At 64.7% G+C, this 16,803-nt stretch carries 11 protein-coding genes; 7 read left to right on the top strand and 4 right to left on the bottom strand.

Annotated elements, in window-relative coordinates; genetic code table 11:
• Window positions 1–10: 10 nt before the first annotated feature.
• Window positions 11–1,009: a class I mannose-6-phosphate isomerase gene (locus GXP39_06195; GenBank protein ID NOZ27630.1), complete on the bottom strand. Its 999-nt coding sequence runs from the start codon at window positions 1,007–1,009 to the stop codon at window positions 11–13.
• Between the two features lie 329 nt (window positions 1,010–1,338).
• On the opposite strand from GXP39_06195, the gene GXP39_06190 reads away from it, so the two are divergent.
• From GXP39_06190 to GXP39_06160, 7 genes are all read left to right on the top strand, one after another.
• Window positions 1,339–3,111, top strand: a complete 1,773-nt coding sequence (locus tag GXP39_06190) for a M3 family oligoendopeptidase (GenBank protein NOZ27629.1) — start codon at window positions 1,339–1,341, stop codon at window positions 3,109–3,111.
• A gap of 47 nt (window positions 3,112–3,158) precedes the next feature.
• Window positions 3,159–3,941, top strand: a complete 783-nt coding sequence (locus GXP39_06185; protein NOZ27628.1) for a sugar phosphate isomerase/epimerase — start codon at window positions 3,159–3,161, stop codon at window positions 3,939–3,941.
• Between the two features lie 409 nt (window positions 3,942–4,350).
• Window positions 4,351–5,403: an ABC transporter substrate-binding protein gene (locus tag GXP39_06180; GenBank protein ID NOZ27627.1), complete on the top strand. Its 1,053-nt coding sequence runs from the start codon at window positions 4,351–4,353 to the stop codon at window positions 5,401–5,403.
• A 108-nt stretch (window positions 5,404–5,511) separates the two neighbouring features.
• Complete coding sequence (locus GXP39_06175; GenBank protein NOZ27626.1) at window positions 5,512–7,818, top strand: iron ABC transporter permease; 2,307 nt, start codon at window positions 5,512–5,514, stop codon at window positions 7,816–7,818.
• Entirely contained in the window at window positions 7,815–8,900 is a 1,086-nt protein-coding gene (locus tag GXP39_06170) for an ABC transporter ATP-binding protein (GenBank protein NOZ27625.1), read from the top strand. The genes GXP39_06175 and GXP39_06170 overlap by 4 nt, the downstream gene beginning before the upstream one ends.
• 328 nt (window positions 8,901–9,228) lie before the next feature.
• Window positions 9,229–9,546, top strand: a complete 318-nt coding sequence (locus GXP39_06165) for a hypothetical protein (protein ID NOZ27624.1) — start codon at window positions 9,229–9,231, stop codon at window positions 9,544–9,546.
• A gap of 53 nt (window positions 9,547–9,599) precedes the next feature.
• On the top strand, window positions 9,600–13,406 hold the full coding sequence (locus GXP39_06160; GenBank protein ID NOZ27623.1) for a tetratricopeptide repeat protein: 3,807 nt from the start codon (window positions 9,600–9,602) through the stop codon (window positions 13,404–13,406).
• 106 nt (window positions 13,407–13,512) lie between these two features.
• On the opposite strand, the gene GXP39_06155 is transcribed toward GXP39_06160, so the two are convergent.
• The 3 genes from GXP39_06155 to gcvH all read right to left on the bottom strand — a co-directional run bounded on the left by GXP39_06155 (window position 13,513) and on the right by gcvH (window position 16,791).
• The gene (locus GXP39_06155) at window positions 13,513–14,973 is read right to left on the bottom strand and encodes a glycine dehydrogenase subunit 2 (protein ID NOZ27622.1); all 1,461 of its coding nucleotides are present in this window, start codon (window positions 14,971–14,973) and stop codon (window positions 13,513–13,515) included.
• Window positions 14,970–16,334: an aminomethyl-transferring glycine dehydrogenase subunit GcvPA gene (locus tag GXP39_06150; protein ID NOZ27621.1), complete on the bottom strand. Its 1,365-nt coding sequence runs from the start codon at window positions 16,332–16,334 to the stop codon at window positions 14,970–14,972. The genes GXP39_06155 and GXP39_06150 overlap by 4 nt, the downstream gene beginning before the upstream one ends.
• 61 nt (window positions 16,335–16,395) lie before the next feature.
• A complete protein-coding gene (gene gcvH / locus GXP39_06145; GenBank protein ID NOZ27620.1) occupies window positions 16,396–16,791 on the bottom strand; it encodes a glycine cleavage system protein GcvH in 396 nt (131 codons plus the stop codon).
• Window positions 16,792–16,803 lie beyond the last annotated feature (12 nt).

Raw genomic sequence — 16,803 nt, 5'->3', positions numbered from 1 at the left:
GCCCTCCCCGCTACTCCACGTACGTCCGCAGCAACACAGCCGGCTCGCGAGCCTCCACGGCGAACTCTCCCAAGGCGGCCGGGAGCAGCGTGAACCGCACCGTGGGCAGGATCACCGGATCGCCCGCCCAGGTGACCGCCGCCTCGCCCCGAACGCATCCCCAGATCTCGAAGGTGTCCCCCGTGCACGCCCCGGAAAAGCGCTCGCCCGCCGTCAACTCGATCTTCTCCACGATGAAGTATGGACACCGGGTGATGACCTCACGCCGGAAGCCATCCCGCACCTCCACCGGCTCTGGCCTCACCGCACCGGGCTCCACCCGGTTGAAGTCGATCACATCCATCGCCTTCTCGATGTGCAGCGGCCGTGGCTTGCCATCCGGCCCCACCCGGTTCCAATCGTACACACGATAGGTCGCATCCGAATTCTGCTGGATCTCCACCACCACCAGGCCCGCCAGCAGGGCGTGCACCGTGCCTGTCGGGATGAAGACCACGTCTCCTTCCCGAACCGGCAGGTAATGCAGGCAGCGCTCCAGATCGCCCTCCTGCAACGCCCGCAGAAAGTCCTCGCGGGTCACACCGCGACGCAGACCGTAGATGAGGCGGGCCCCCGGCTTAGCGCGCAGGATGTACCACATCTCCGTCTTCCCGAGCTCACCGTTCTCATGCACCCGGGCGTACTCGTCATCCGGGTGCACCTGCACGCTGAGATCCTGGTTCGCATCCAGCAGCTTGACGAGCAAGGGGAACTTCCCTCGCTCCAACGCCGCCTGATTGCGCCTCCCCACCAGGTCTATCCCCAGCTCGGGCAGCAACTCCGTCAACAGACGCCCCTTATACGGCCCCGCGTCCACCGCAGTGGGCGATGAGAAATGACCGCTGATCTCCCAGCTCTCCGCCACGATCCCGGGCGGCAGCTTACGCCCGAACGCCTCCAGGTTGCGGCCGCCCCAGATATAATCCCGAAACTGCGGCTCGAATGTCAGTGGATAGATGTGCTTCGCCATGAGCTTACCTCTGTAATGGAGAACTGGCTCCAGTATAGCACGAGCGCCATCGAGAGCCAACTGCCCCGGCAGCGCAGCCAGGGATGTCCCCATCCGGCCTGCACCTGCCTTTCTCGGCCCTTTCCGAAGGGCCCAGGCCGAGGCCAGGCAGGTTGAAGGCAGAAGAAGGGCTTTTTCAGGAGGGGCGGAGCCCCTCCGGGCCTCCCCACGGCAGAAGCAACGGCATCTCTCAGACACACTCTCAGAAACTTGACCGGAGCGACGAGGCGGGGCATGATAGAATCCACGAAAGCTTACCCCAGCACAATCCATGGAAGGAGCTATTGCGTATGCATCCTCTCGTATCCGAATCCACGCGATGGGATCTGAGCGACCTGCTCACCTCGCCTGAGGCCGCCGATGAGGTCATCGCCGATCTGGAACGGCTGGTGGAGGAGATGGAAGCGCAACGTGATCGGCTATCCCCCGACATGGAGGAGGAGGACTTCCTCGCCATCGTCCGTCAATATGAGGCGATCTCGCAGGCGCTGCACCGGCTGGGCGGCTACGCATACCTCTGGTTCTCCGAGGACACCCAGGATCAACAAGCGCTCGCCTTCCGCAGCCGGATCGAGCAACTGGGCGCCGATGTCCAGAATCGGATCCTGTTCTTCAGCCTGTGGTGGAAGGGGCTGGACGACGAGCCGGCTCAGCGCCTCATGCGCCACGCCGGGGACTACCGCTACTTCCTGGAGAGCCTGCGCCGCTTCAAGCCCTACACCCTGAGCGAGCCGGAAGAACAGATCATCAACATCAAAGACGTCAACGGGATCAACGCGCTCATCACCCTCTACGACATGATCACGAACCGCTTCCTCTTCGAGCTGGAGGTGGACGGAGAGAAAAAGCTGCTCACCCGTGAGCAGTTGATGGTGTACGCCCGGGATCCACGCCCCGAGGTCCGCGCGGCCGCCTATCAGGAGCTATATCGGGTCTACGGGGAACAGGGCGGCCTGCTGGGACAGATCTACGCCTATCGGGTGCGGGATTGGCACAATGAGAACTTGAAACTGCGCCACTTCCCCTCCCCCATCGCCGTCCGAAACCTGGCCAATGACATCCCGGACGCCGCCGTGGATACCCTGCTGAGGGTATGCCGGGAGAACGCGGGCGTCTTCCAGCGCTACTTCCGGCTGAAGGCCCGCTGGCTGGGCATGGATCGGCTGCGCCGGTACGACATCTACGCCCCCATCGTCAGCGCGGAGAAGAGCTACGACTACGGTGAGGCGGTCGATCTGGTGCTCGACACCTACCAGGCGTTCTCGTCGGAGATGGCAGAGCACGCCCGACGGGTCTTCACCGATCGTCACATTGACGCCCAGGTGCGGCCGGGCAAGCAGGGAGGGGCTTTCTCCTACGGTGTTCTGCCGGGCGTCACCCCTTACATCCTGCTCAACTACACCGGCAAGGCCCGGGATGTGGCCGTGCTGGCCCATGAGCTGGGACACGCGATCCACTCCTCCCTGGCCAGCCACCACTCCGTCCTCACCTTCCACCCATCCCTCCCGCTGGCTGAGACGGCCTCCGTCTTCGGCGAGATGCTGCTGACGGACCGGCTGCTGCGTGAGGAGAAGGACGCAGCCGTGCGGCGAGATCTGCTGGCCTCCGCCCTGGACGACACCTACGCCACCGTGCTGCGCCAGGCTTACTTCGCCTTGTTCGAGCGTGAGGCCCACGATCTGGTCACCGAGGGACGAACCACGGATCAGCTCTGTGAGCGCTACCTGGCCAACCTGCACGACCAATTCGGCGACGCCGTGGAGATCAGCGAGGAGTTCCGCTGGGAGTGGGTCTCCATTCCACACATCTATCACACGCCGTTCTATGTGTACGCCTACAGCTTCGGACAACTGCTGGTGCTCTCCCTGTACCAGCGATACAAAGAGGAGGGAGAAACCTTCAAACCCGCCTATCTGAAGATCCTCGCTTACGGCGGATCGGCGAGCCCCCAGCAAGTGCTGAGCGAGGCAGGGATCGACATCACCTCGCCCGCCTTCTGGCAGGGCGGCTTCGACGTCATCTCCGGCATGATCGATGAGCTGGAGGCGATGGAGAAGGAATAGAAGCGTAAGCAGCAAAACGCAAACAGCACATGGAGGGGGAGGATCCCATGCAGATCTCGTTCGTCAGCGCCAGCTATGTGTGCGATGCCATCAGTTACCCGAGCGTCGAGTTCAATTGGGGGGAGGCCGAGCGCGCCACCACCGAGCACGCGACTCCCCAGGTGTTCGCCGAACTCCTTGATCGACTGGAGCCGGCGAGATTGAACGCCGTCGAGGTGTGGAAAGCGCACGCCGGGCCCTGGACGTGGAAGCTGGTCGATTTCGTCACGCTGCGCCAGATCATCGAGCGCCGGGGGTTGAGCGTGGTCTCCTTCGCCAGCGGCCTGGGCGACGCCCGGGAGAACCTGGACCGCACCGAGGTGACCTTCCAGGCAGCCCGGGTGTTGGGGGCACCCGTCATCGCCGATTGGATCGACCGGGACATGGCCGGCAAGATCTACCCCTTGTGCCAGAAGTACGGGATCAAGGTCGGCGTGGAAAACCACCCGGAGAGGACGGCCCAGGAGCTGCTGGAAACCATCCAGGGCTACGAGAACTGGATCGGCGTGACCATGGACACGGGGAACATGGCGGCAGCGGGCGGTGACCCGGTGAAGGCCATCTACGAGCTGCAAGGGCACATCGTCCACGTGCACTTTAAGGATATCCTGCCGGGCGGCGGCCACCGATGCTGCGCCCTGGGCAAGGGCGTCGTGGACGTGGAAGGGGTGATCCAGGCGCTGAAGATGGTCGGCTACGATGGCCCGCTGAGCATCGAGATCGAGACCGGCGATCACGATCCCACCGCGGAGATCATCGAGAGCGCCGAGACGCTTCGGGCGCTCCTGTAGCCTCAGGGGTGCGATCGCCAGTGGGAAAGGGGCCTCCCCTGGTGGGACGCCCCTTTTTCAGCCTCCCGCCTGCAACATTCTGCTTACGCCGTATCGGGGCAGGGCATTTCGAGCTTTAAAACGGCCTCGCCGCGATTGCGTTTCTCCGCCGAGGCATGCTATAATAAAGATCGAGGACGGAAGAAGTCATCACGATTACCCTCCGTGATCTTTTTGCCTCACCCTGCGACACCCAGACCATCCCCCGTCTTGGGTGTCCCTCACTTTCGTGAAGTTGCGATCTCGATATCAGCATCGACCACAACAGAAAAGATAAGGAGGTGCAACGGCGCATACTTCTTCGGACAGACGACAGCATTCAAATGAACGCTCCACAGCCAATCGGACACTACGCTTAAGGAGGTATACCATGCGTCGCCATCTCATGTGGATCACCCCTATGATGATCCTCGTTCTGCTGTTGGGTGCGTGCGTGCCCCCCCAGGCAGCGCAGCCAGCGCAGCAGGAGAGCACCGAGCTGAACCTTCTCTGCACCCCGCAGGTCGAGTGGTGCGAGGGCATGAAGGCCGAGTTCGAGAAGCGCTACCCCAACATCACCGTCAACTTCGTGCGCATGTCCAGCGGTGAGTCGCTGACGCGGCTGCGCAACGAGAAGGACAATCCCCAGTTCGATATCTGGTGGGGTGGCCCCATCGACAGCTTCATCGCCGCCAAGAACGAGGGCCTGCTCGAGGCGTACGAGTCGCCCAACGCGGCCAACATCAAGGATCCCAAGCTCATGAAGGACCCGGACAACTACTGGGTCGGCATCTACGTGGGCTCGCTGGGGTTCGCCACCAATAAGAACTGGCTGGAGGAGCACCCCGGCGTGGAGCCCCCTCGGAGCTGGGATGATCTGCTGAAGCCCGAGTTCACAGGTCAGCTCATGGTCGCACATCCGTCCAGCTCCGGCACCTCCTACACCGCCCTGTGCACCATCCTGCAGATTAAGGGCGAGGAGGAGGGCTGGGAGTTCCTGAAGAAGTACGCCGGCCAGGTGCTGCAGTTCACCAAGAGCGGCGCAGCGCCCGCCAAGTTCGTCGGACAGGGTGAGGCAGCCGTCGGCATCGTCTTCTCCCACGACATCGTGGCCGAGATCGAGAAGGGAGCGCCGCTGGTGTTGACCTTCCCCGAGGAGGGCACCGGCTACGAGATCGGTGGCATGGGCATCATCAAGGGCGCCAAGCACCTGGATGCGGCCAAGAAGTGGTTCGACTGGGCGCTGGAGCCCGAGACCCAGGAGCTCGGCCCCAAGTACCACGCCTACCAGGCTCCCACGGTGAAGGGCGCCAAGGCCTCCCGGCCGGAGCTGCTGGAAGTCAAGCTCATCGACTATGACTTCCAGTGGTGCGGCGAGCACAAGAAGGAGTTCATCGACAAGTTCACCAACGAGATCGCCGGAGCCGAGAACTTGAAGAAGTAATCGGCGGCCAAGCGACAGGAAATGGGGGCGGGTCGCCGACTCGCCCCCTTACTGCTCTCATCGGCACTGCACGGCCGATCCATCACCTCACTCCGAAAGCGAATTCCTATGAGCGAGATCGCCATCCAACCCACCGCCGCAGAGGTCAGCGCGCGCGGCTGGCGCATGGGCCTGCGGCGACGTTATCGTGAGCTGAAGATGATCGGCCAGGACCCCGTCCTGGCCATGGGATTGATGGGGGTAGGCATTTTCGTCTTCCTATTCGTCGCCTACCCGCTCCTGCGCGTCGCCTGGCAGGGCTTCTTCGACCCGGTCAGCGGCGAGTTCAGCATGAAGTACTTCGCCCAATACTTCGATCCCTATTATCAGGCGCATAACCTTCAGGTGCTGCGGGACACCATGATCATGGGTCTAATGACGGCCACCGGGGGCACGGCACTGGGGTTCATCTTCGCCTACACGATCGTACGCTGCAACGTGCCCTTCCCCCGGCTGCTGCACGTCCTGACGTTGCTGCCGACCATCTCCCCGCCCTTTGCCATCGCCATCGCGACGGTGCTCCTCTTCGGGCGGAACGGCCTTATCACCAAGCAATTATTGGGAATGCGATTCGGCCCCGGGGCCAACGACGTGTACGGGCTGGACGGCCTGGTCTTCGTCCAGATCGTGACTTACTTCTCGGTGGCCTACCTGATCATCCGGGCGATGCTGGAACGCCTCGATCCGTCGGTGGAGGAGGCGGCGCTGAGCCTGGGGGCCAGCAAGTTCCACATCTTCCGCACCGTCACCCTGCCGCTGTTGATCCCCGGCCTGGCCGGATCCTTCCTGCTCCTCTTCGTGGAATCCCTGGCCGACCTGGGCAACCCGCTGCTCCTGGGGGGCAACACCACCGTGCTCTCCGTGGAGATCTTCCTGGCCATCAACGGCCAGTATGACCAACAGAAGGGCGCAGCGCTCTCCCTGGTGCTGCTGATCCCCACGCTGACCGTGTTCCTGCTCCAGCGCTACTACGTCAGCCGTCGCTCCTACATCGCCGTCACCGGTAAGCCCACCGGCGGTCAGCTCCAGGTCAAGGAGCCGGTCATCCGATGGAGTTTCATCATAGTGGCCACCCTGATGCTGCTGCTGATCCTCATGCTCTACCTCTCCATCTTCGTCGGCTCCATCACCCGGCTATGGGGCATTGATTACAGCCTGGACCTCAGCCACTACGGCGACGCCCTGGGACGTGGCCTGAACGCGATCCTCTCCACCACGTTCCTGTCTGCCGTGGCCACCCCCATCGCCGGGATCGCCGGAATGGTGATCGCCTTCCTGGTCGTACGGAAGGCCTTCTCGGGCAAGCAGGCTCTGGATTTCGTCTCCAATTTGGGCGGCGCCGTCCCGGGCACGATCCTGGGCATCGGCTACATCATCGCCTTCATCAAGGCGCCCATCGTGGTGGTTGTGCTGATCTACGCCATGCTGGCCGGTTACCTGGTCGCCAACACCGTCCCCGATTGGCGCCGGCGGCTCGCCATCCTGGCCGTGGGCTCGCTGATCGGCTATGGGCTGACGTGGCTTCCCGGCATCTACCTGTACGAGGACGCCTGGCGCTACCTGCTGATGGCGGCCTTCCTGGGGATCGCCGCCGCGGCGGCGCGCTGGGCGCCCCCTGAGCGACGCCGGAGCGCCATGCTGGCGCCGCTCATCATGGCGGCGCTCCTGGCCATATACAACCTGAGCCCCCTCATCACCCAGCCGCTGGCCGCGTGGGGCCGCACGCTTCCCGGGACCACCTGGCCCAAGATCATCACGCGAACGAGCACCGCTATCCGGGTGTTCACCCGCCCGACCATGGCCATGCTGGGCTTCACCTCGCTGGCGCTGGGCATCTACGCGATCTCTCGCGTCCGAGAGGGGGCGAGACAATGGGTCGCGCTGTCGTTCCTCGCGCTCAGCGCGGCGCTCACCTTCGTCGGGAAACCGCTGGCGCTGGTGGGCACGCCGTACATCGTGATCGCGGCATATGCGGTGCGTAGCCTGCCGGCCTCGGTGCGCGCCGGCGTCGCGGCGCTCCAGCAGATCGACCCGGCCATCGAGGAGGCGTCCACCAGCCTGGGCGCCGACGCCCAATACACCTTCCGACACATCACCATGCCTTTGATCCTGCCCGCGTTCATCGCCGGGCTCATCTTCGCCTTCGCCCGCCATATGACCAGCCTTTCGGCTATCATCTTCCTGACCACGGCCGAGTGGCCGATCCTGACCGTGTGGATCCTGAGCGAGGTGGAGCAGGGAGGCATGAGTACGGCCGCCGCCTACTCGATGATCCTGATCTTTATCGTACTGGTCGCCATCGGGCTGACGTACCTGCTGGTCGGGCGGGCCTTCGCAGCCGAGGAAGGCGTAGACTTGACCATCGGTGGAGGATGAGCGTGTATCTGCGGTTAATCAATCTGAGCAAGGTCTTCGCCGGGCGCGGCGGAGAGAGAGAGGTTGTCGCCGTCAACGACGTGAACATCGAGATCGAGCAGGGGGAATTCATCACCCTGCTGGGTCCCTCAGGCTGTGGGAAGACGACGACCCTGCGCCTCATCGCAGGATTTGAGTTCCCGACCAAGGGGCAGATCATCCTGGACGGGAAGGAGATCAACGATCTGCCGCCCAACCAGCGCGACATGGCCATGGTGTTCCAGAGCTACGCGATCTTCCCGCACCTCAGCGTCTTCGAGAACATCGCCTACGGGTTGAAGATCAAGAAGCTGAGCCGGAGCGAGATCGAGCAGAAGGTGGCGCAGGTGCTGGAGCTGACCGAGCTGACGGGCCTGGAGAACCGGGCACCCAACCAGCTCTCGGGCGGGCAACAGCAGCGCGTGGCCCTGGCCCGAGCCCTGGTCATGGAGCCCAAGGTCCTGCTGTTGGACGAGCCGCTCTCCAACCTGGACGCCAAGCTGCGCGAGCAGATGCGCACGGAGCTCCGCCGCATCCAGAAGACGCTGGGGATCACCAGCGTGTACGTGACCCACGATCAGATCGAGGCGATGACGCTCTCGGACCGCATCGTGGTGATGAACGAGGGGAGGATCGAGCAGATCGGGTCGCCGCAGGTGATCTACCGCCAGCCGGCCACCGCCTTCGTGGCCGACTTCATCGGCCGTACCAACTTCATGCGCGGCCGGGTGACGGGAATTGAGGACGGGCAGGTGAGCCTGGACGTGCTGGGGAGGACGCTACACGTGCCCAAGGTGGAGCACACGCCGCCGGTTGGGACGGAGGTCACGTTGGTGGTCCGCCCGGAGGCCATCCGGGTGCAGGAGGAGGGAGGCCACTACCGGGGCATCGTCCGCCGGGCCTCCTACCTGGGCGGCCAGGTGGAGTACGATGTCGAGGTGGCGGGCCAGCTCATCACGGCGGTGGAGTACGATCCCCGTCAGGTGACCATCTACCCGGAGGGCAGCCAGGTCTCCGTCGGCCTGCTGGAGGATTGCATCTACGTGCTCCCACCGGAACATTGACGCAGGCTTCGCACGCCTTCAGAACCCCGGCTTCTTGGAGAGGCCGGGGTTCTTTCGTTACGGACGCTCGCACTGTGCGCAAGACCCTGGAAACGCTGGGGTAGGGGCGAGGCATTCCGCCCGTGATGCTTCTCAGAACGAGATGTCGCATCCGCCGGACCCCCTCTGAACACGCCAATTTACAGGGAATGCCTCGCCCTTACTTTCAGAACCGGGTTCTCTCTTACGGAAGAGAGACACCACCGTTTGCACAAACTTCGCTTGGCAGACATGATTGCCGATGATATACTCAAAATAAGTGCGTCATACATACTTCAGGAGCACCACCATGCTCGAATTTCAGATTGAACTGAGGGGTCCAAACGCGACGTCCGACGCCCAAACGCTGCAACGCATGCTGGCCGGCACGGCCCAGGCCCAGGTGATATCCCAGACCGTAACCAAGGGCATAGACGCGATGGTCGTCATCACCGTATCCGCGGCCATGTTGCAGGCAGTGGACATCCTGTATCGTTTCTACCAGGATTGGCGGGCACGACAGCATCCCATGCCTGGCTCCCACCCCGACATAGTCATCATCCGGCCCGACGGAACTCGCGTCGAACTGACCAAAGCCGACCCGGAGACATTGAAAACGCTCTTGTAGGAACAGTCGGCCAGTCACCCTCAGCAATCATGTTGTCCCTCGGAGGTGTCCCCATGGAGCTCATCGCCCGCTTCCAATCCGACACCAAAGACCCCGAGTCCCCCATCACCTGCAGCCTGCACTGCCAGGAATTATATCTCGACAGCGAGCCGGCGCCCTTCATCACCCCCCTGACGGACAAGGAGCTGGCGGAACTGCGCTGGTACCTGGAACTGTACTGGCGCTGGCCCACCGGCCCCGACTATGCCCGCGCCCAGAAGCTGGAGAGCCGACTGGAGGACATGGGCCGCCGCCTGTGGCAGAGCCTGTTCGGCCACGCCGACGCGATGCGCGTGGCCCAGCAGTTCCTAGACGCGGCGGATGACCCCAAACTGCTCACCATCGATGCGGTGGAGCCGCGCGTGCTGCGTCTGCCCTGGGAGCTGCTGGCGGACGAGGATGGCCACGTGTTCAACGCCAGCCCGCCCATCGTGGTGCGGCGACGGTTGCACAAGGTGAAACGGGCTCAGCCCGTGCAGTTCGACCTGCCCCTGCGTGTGCTCATGGTGATCAGCCGACCTGAGGGCGTGGGCTTCATCGACCCCCGCTCGAGCGCCGTGGCCCTGCTGGACGCGCTGGCCCCCCTGGGCGATCAGGCCCAGGTCGAATTCCTGCGCCCGCCCACGCTCAAGGCGCTGGCCGAGCGCCTGTCCGACCCCGACAAACCGCCGGTGCACGTGGTCCACTTCGACGGCCACGGCGTCTATGATCCCAACATCGGCCTGGGCTACCTGCTCTTTGAGGACCCCGACCACCAACCCGATCCGGTGAACGCCAACCGCCTGGGCACCCTGCTCAACCAGGCCCGCATTCCCCTGATGGTGCTGGACGCCTGCCAGACGGGCGAGGCGGGCGACCTCAACGCCTTCAGCAGCGTGGCTGCCCGCCTGATCCAATCGGGCGTGGGCAGCGTGCTGGCCATGAACTACAGCGTGCTGGTGGAGACCACCCGCCGTCTCACTGACGTCTTCTACCGGGAGCTGGCCCGGGGCCGCACCATCGGCCAGGCATTGGATCGAGCCCGCTTCGATCTGCTGGCCGACACGGAACGCCACCGCATCTACCGCCCCGCCAGCGATCGGGAGGACATCATCCATCTCCACGACTGGTTCCTGCCCGTGCTCTACCAGCAGCAGGCCGACCCCGCACCCTTTGCGGCCGCGCCCCTGACCGCCCTGCCGCAACAGGTGATCGCGGCCGATCCCATCCCCCGCCAGCCCGCCCGCGGCGGCTTCCCGCCGAAGCCCCGGCATGGCTTCCACGGTCGGGCCCGGGAGCTGTTGACACTGGAGCGGACCTTCGCGACGCGACGCGTCGTGGTGCTGCACGGCTTTGGCGGACAGGGCAAGACGGCGCTGGCCACCGAGGCTGCGGCCTGGTTCGTGCGCACCGGCCTCTTCCGTCAGGCCGTCTTCCTCTCACTGGAGCGGGGCGGCGGCCTGGAGCTGGCCCTGAGCGAGCTGGGCAACGCCCTGGTGAGCCCGGATTTCACCATCCACCAGGGCGATCCGGTGCAGGCCATTGCAAAGGCGCTGGCGGCGGAGCCCACTCTGGTGGTGTGGGACAACTTCGAGACCATTTTGCCCCGGGGCGACGCGGCGTTGCCCCCAGAGGAGCTGAAGGCCCTGCTGGACGCGGGCGCGACCTGGGCCGGGCAGGGCGGCAGCCGCCTGCTGATCACCACCCGGGACACCGACTTTGGCCACCCGGCCTTCGAACCGGGCGCGACCACCGCCTACCTGCCCCTGTCCGGCCTGGTCCCGGCCGAGGCGTTGGAGCTGGCCGGGCAGATCCTGGCGGATCGGGGCATCAAACGGCCCCCGCGGCGAGAACTGGAGGACCTGCTGCGCTTCCTGGGCGGCCATCCCTTGTCCCTGCAACTGGTGCTGCCCCACCTGGCCGACCCCGAGATCGGACGCGATGTGGGGAAGCTGATCGCCGAGTTCGAGGCCATGCTGCCCGGCTTCGTGGAGGGCAAGGCCGCGGAGCGCAACGAGTCCCTGACGCTGAGCCTGGATTTTTCCCTGCGCCGCCTGGGCCAGGAGACCCGGGCCCTGCTGCCCGCGCTGGCCGTATTTCAGGGGCGGGCCATGGAGGACGATCTACTGGCCGTCACCGAATTTGATGAAGATTTGTGGCGAATTGCTCGGGAGGAGCTGAGGCAGGCAAGCCTGATTACGCTTGAACACCTGCCCGGTATTCAATATCCTTACACTCACTTCCACCCCACCCTGGCGCCCCACCTGGCGCGACTGCTAGATCCTCAGCGGCGGGCCGACCTGGAAGAACGATTCCGGAAGCGATACCACGCGGTGGCAACCTACCTCTACCACGCCGACAACCGGGACCCTATCCCCACCCGGGCCATCGCCGTGCGGGAGCTGCCCAATCTGCGCCGGGCGCTGGACCTGCACCTGGCCGCCCACGATTGGGACGCGGCGGTGGACCTGGCCGACGATATTGCCTACTTCCTGGACCTGTTCGGGCGCTGGCGGGAGCGGGATGTGATGATGGAGAGGGTGAGGAACGAGGCGACGAGGCGACGGGGCAACGAGGGGCTCTTGACGAAGGCGGAGTTCCTGCTGGAAAGCCAGCGGGGGGAGATGCTACGAAGCCGGGGGCAGGCGCGGGAGGCGGAGGGGGTGTTTCGCCGCCTGCTGGCGCTCATGGACGCGGGCGCGGACTATGATACGGGCTACGATCGCTGCCTGACCCTGGGACGCCTGGGCCGCAGCCTGGCAGCCCAGGGCCGGGCGGGCGAGGCCGAGGCGGTGTACCGGCAGAAACTAGCAGCTCTGGCAGCGCTGGAGCAGACGGACCAGGTGCGGCGAGAGACTGGCATTGTCCACACCGACCTGGCGGACGTGCTGCGCGACCAGGGGCGCTATGCCGAGGCCCGGGCGGAGTATGAGGCATCGCTGGCAATCAAGCAGGAACTCGGTGGCGAAGAACGGGGCATCGCCGTTGTTCAGGGCCAACTGGGCACCCTGGCGATGCTGCAGGGGGACCTGGCCGAGGCGCGGCGGCGCTACCGCGAGGCGCTGACACGCTTCCGGGCGCTGGGCGAGGAACGCAGCCAGGCCATTGCCTGGCACCAGTTGGGCAGGGTGGCGGAGGAGGGGCGGGACTGGGCCGAGGCGGAGCACTGTTACCGCGAGGCACTTCACATATGGGAACGTATCGACGACAAGGCGAATGCGACGAAGACCTGCAACCAACTGGCCATCGTAGCGGAGGGTGCGGGGCGGCCGGCCGAGGCGGAGCGCTGGTACCGCCGGGCGATCGAAATGGATGAAGAAATCGGCAATGCCAAAGAAGTCGCCAGGGACTACAACAACCTCGCCGACCTGCTGCTGACGTCCTACGATTCCCCCTACGGCCCGCGGCCGAACCTGGCCGCGGCGGAGGAGTACGCGCGGAAGGCCGTGGCCATCATGGAATCCCTGAACGATCCATCTCTGGAAATCTGGGCACCTTACGCCATCCTGGCTGAGATCGCGGAGCGTAAGGGGGACGCGGCCGCGGCCCGGGCCTGGCGGCGCAAGGAGCAGGAGGCGTTCGCCGCATTTCCCGGCTCCTGGGCGCGGCTGCAGCGGCAGTTCGGCCCGGTGGTGCAGGCGGTGGTGGCGGCCGCCCAGGGCAATGAAGAGGCGAAAGCGGCGGTAGAAGCAGCATTCCCGCAACTGACCGAGGGCGGCTACAGGCTGGAAGACCCCATCCGCCGTATCTGGGCGGGCGAGCGGGACGTGTGGGCGCTGACGGAGGGGTTGGATCGCATCGACGCCCTGATCGTGCGCAAGATCCTGGAGGCGCTGGGGTAGGGGCGAGGCATTCCCCGCAAATTGGCGCGCACAGAGAGGACCCGCCCAGATGCAGTATCCCTCTCCGAGAGGCATCATGAGTGGAATGCTTCGCCCCTACCTCGTTTCAGAGCCGGGGCTCTCGCTTACGATACCGCAGCACGGGATGGCGGGCGGCACGCACCTCGTCCAGACGGCGCACCGGCGCGTTGTGCGGCGCTGTGTGCAATAGCTCCGGATCGGTGCGGGCCTCCTCGGCGATCTTGAGCATGGCATCCACGAAGGCATCCAACATGTCCTTGCTCTCCGTCTCCGTGGGCTCGATCATGAGCGCCTCGCGCACGATGAGCGGGAAATACATCGTCGGCGGGTGGAAGCCGTAGTCGATGAGCCGCTTGGAGATGTCCAACGCCCGCACATCCGGCGCCCCCTCGATCTTCCCCTGGGCCACGAACTCATGCATGCACGTGCGATGGCTGTACGGCACCGGGTAGACGTGCTTCAGCCGGGCCTCCAGGTAATTGGCGTTGATGACGGCGTTCTCGGCCACCGCCCGCAGCCCCTCCGCCCCCAACATGCGGATGTACGTGTACGCCCGCACCATCACGCCGAAGTTTCCCCAGAAGCTCTTGACCCGGCCGATGCTGCGCTCCGGCATGCGCCACACGTACCTGGGGCCATCGTCCGTCATCTCCTGATCGACGATGGGACCGGGCAGGTACGGGGCCAACTCCTCGGAGACCCCCACGGGGCCGGAGCCGGGACCGCCGCCGCCGTGCGGCGTGGAGAAAGTTTTATGTAAATTATAGTGCAGGACGTCGAAGCCCATCTCCCCTGGCTTACAGATCCCCAGGATGGCGTTGAAGTTGGCGCCGTCGCCGTAGACCAGGCCGCCCGCCTCGTGCACCAGCCGGGTGATCTCCAACAGGTGCTCGTCGAACAGGCCCAGCGTGTTGGGATTCGTCAGCATCAGCCCCACCACCCTGTCGTCCAGGTGCGCCTTCAACGCCTCCAGATCCACGTTGCCCCGGTCGTCGGACGGGATCTCGATCACCTCCAGGCCCGACATGGTCGTCGAGGCCGGGTTCGTGCCGTGAGCCGAGTCCGGCACCAGGATCTTCGTGCGCTGGGTCTCCCCTCGATCGTACAGGTACTTGCGCATCATGAGGACGCCGGTGAGCTCACCGTGCGCCCCCGCCGAGGGCTGCAACGTCACGGCGGCGAACCCGCCGATCTCGGCCAGGAAGCGCTGGAGCTCGTGCATCAGCGCCATGGCCCCCTGGACGGTGTCCGGGGCCTGCAGCGGATGGACGTGGGCGAAGCCAGGCAGCCGGGCCGCCACCTCGTTGATCTTGGGATTGTACTTCATGGTGCACGATCCCAGCGGGTAGAAGCCCACATCCACGCCGTAGTTCATCTGGGAGAGACGCACGAAATGGCGGACGACATCCACCTCGGCGACCTCCGGCAGGGGCAGGTCGTCACGGGCCCATCCGGCCGGCACCTCGGCCTCCGGCACGTCCAGGTCCGGAAGCGACGCGCCGATCCGCCCCGGCGAAGAGATCTCGAAGATCAACGGTTCCGTCATCGTTCCCCCTCCTGCTCCGCCACCTCGCGCAGCGCCTCCACCAGATCATCGATGTCGTCTCGCGTGTTCACCTCGGTCACGCACACCAGCATGTGTCCAGCCAGCTCCGGATAATCCCGCCCCAAATCGTAGCCGCCGATGATGCCCCACTCCTCCAGGAGGTAACGGTTGATCTCCTCGATGGGCTTCGGGCATCGCACGACGAACTCGTGGAAGAAGTCTTGGGACCAGAGGGAATAGCCGGGCAATGCCGAGATCTGAGCGGCGGCGTAGTGCGCCTTGTGATAACACAGCTCGGCCACGCGCCGCAGCCCCTGGCGCCCCAAGGCGGACATGTACACGGCGGCCGCCAGCGCGTTCAACGCCTGGTTGGTGCAGATGTTCGACGTCGCCCTCGCGCGGCGGATATGCTGCTCCCGGGTGTTCAGGGTGAGCACATAGCCTCTCCGCCCCTCGGCGTCCACCGTCTCACCCACGATGCGGCCGCTGGAGCGGCGCACATGCTCCTGTCGACAGGCGAAGAAACCCAGATATGGGCCGCCGAAGCTGAGCGGATTGCCCAGGGCCTGCCCCTCGCCTACGACGATGTCCGCCCCGCAAGCGCCGGGCGGCTGCAACAGCCCCAGGGCGATGGGATTGGCCACGACGACCAGCAATGCCCCACGCGCATGCACGTCCTCCGCCAGCGCTCGCAGACGGTCGGGATGCAACACACGCCCGAAGAAGTCGGGATACTGGACGACGACGCAGGCCGTATCCTCATCGCACAGTGCCGCCAGGTCTTCCGGGCCATTGCCCACCCCGTCATCGCCGACGATGGTCAGCCCCATTCCTTGCGTGTAGGTACGAACCACCTCCCGATACTGAGGGTGCACGGCCGGGGACAGCACTACCTTGCGGCGCCGATGGCGGTGCACATTCAACGCCATAATGACCGCCTCGGCCGTGGACGTGGCCCCGTCGTAGTGGGAGGCGTTGGAGACATCCATGCCCGTCAGCTCGCAGATCATGGTTTGATACTCGAATGCGGCCTGCAGGGTACCCTGGCTGATCTCCGGCTGATAGGGCGTGTAGGCCGTGTAGAACTCCGAACGGGACAGGACGAAGTCCACCACGCTGGGGATGAAATGGCGATAGGCACCAGCGCCCAGGAAACATGCGACATGATCCAGATCTATGTTCTCCTCGCTGAGAGCCTGTAACTCTTGCAAGACCTCCATCTCGGAGACGGGCGCGGGCAGATCCAGCTTGGGATAGCGATATTCGGCCGGCACATCACGGAAGAGGTCATCAACGCTCTGCACGCCGATGACCTCCAACATCGCCGCCCGATCCGCGTCCGAATTGGGTATGTAGTTCATCTCCACATCACCTCGCGCTTCTTTGCGTTCCACATCCGGGCTTCCACGCTCCGTGCCCGGATCAATGCGCCTCGCTCTCCAGGTACGCCTTGTATGCCTCGGCATCCATCAAGTTGTCCAGCTCACTCGGGTCCGCCATCTTGACTCGGAAGAACCAGGCCTTGCCATATGGATCCTCGTTCACCAGCTCCGGCGTGTCCGCCAATGCCTCGTTGACGGCGACCACCTCGCCCGTCACGGGCGAATACACGTCCTCGGCCGCCTTCACCGACTCCACCACCGCACAGGGCTCCCCCTGCTTCACCGTGGTCCCCACTTCCGGCAACTCCACATAGACGACATCGGACAAGGCGTCCTGGGCGTAATCGCTGATCCCCACGACCACCTCGTCCCCCTCCACACGGGCCCACTCATGGGTCTTGCCATATCGCACGGTAGGGTCGAACTTGTAATCCATCTTCGCCTCCTT

The organism is Chloroflexota bacterium (genome assembly GCA_013152435.1).
GTDB lineage: Bacteria > Chloroflexota > Anaerolineae > DUEN01 > DUEN01 > DUEN01.
The sequence above is the reverse complement of the archived record's forward strand: the minus strand, read 5'-3'. Positions and strand labels throughout refer to the sequence as shown.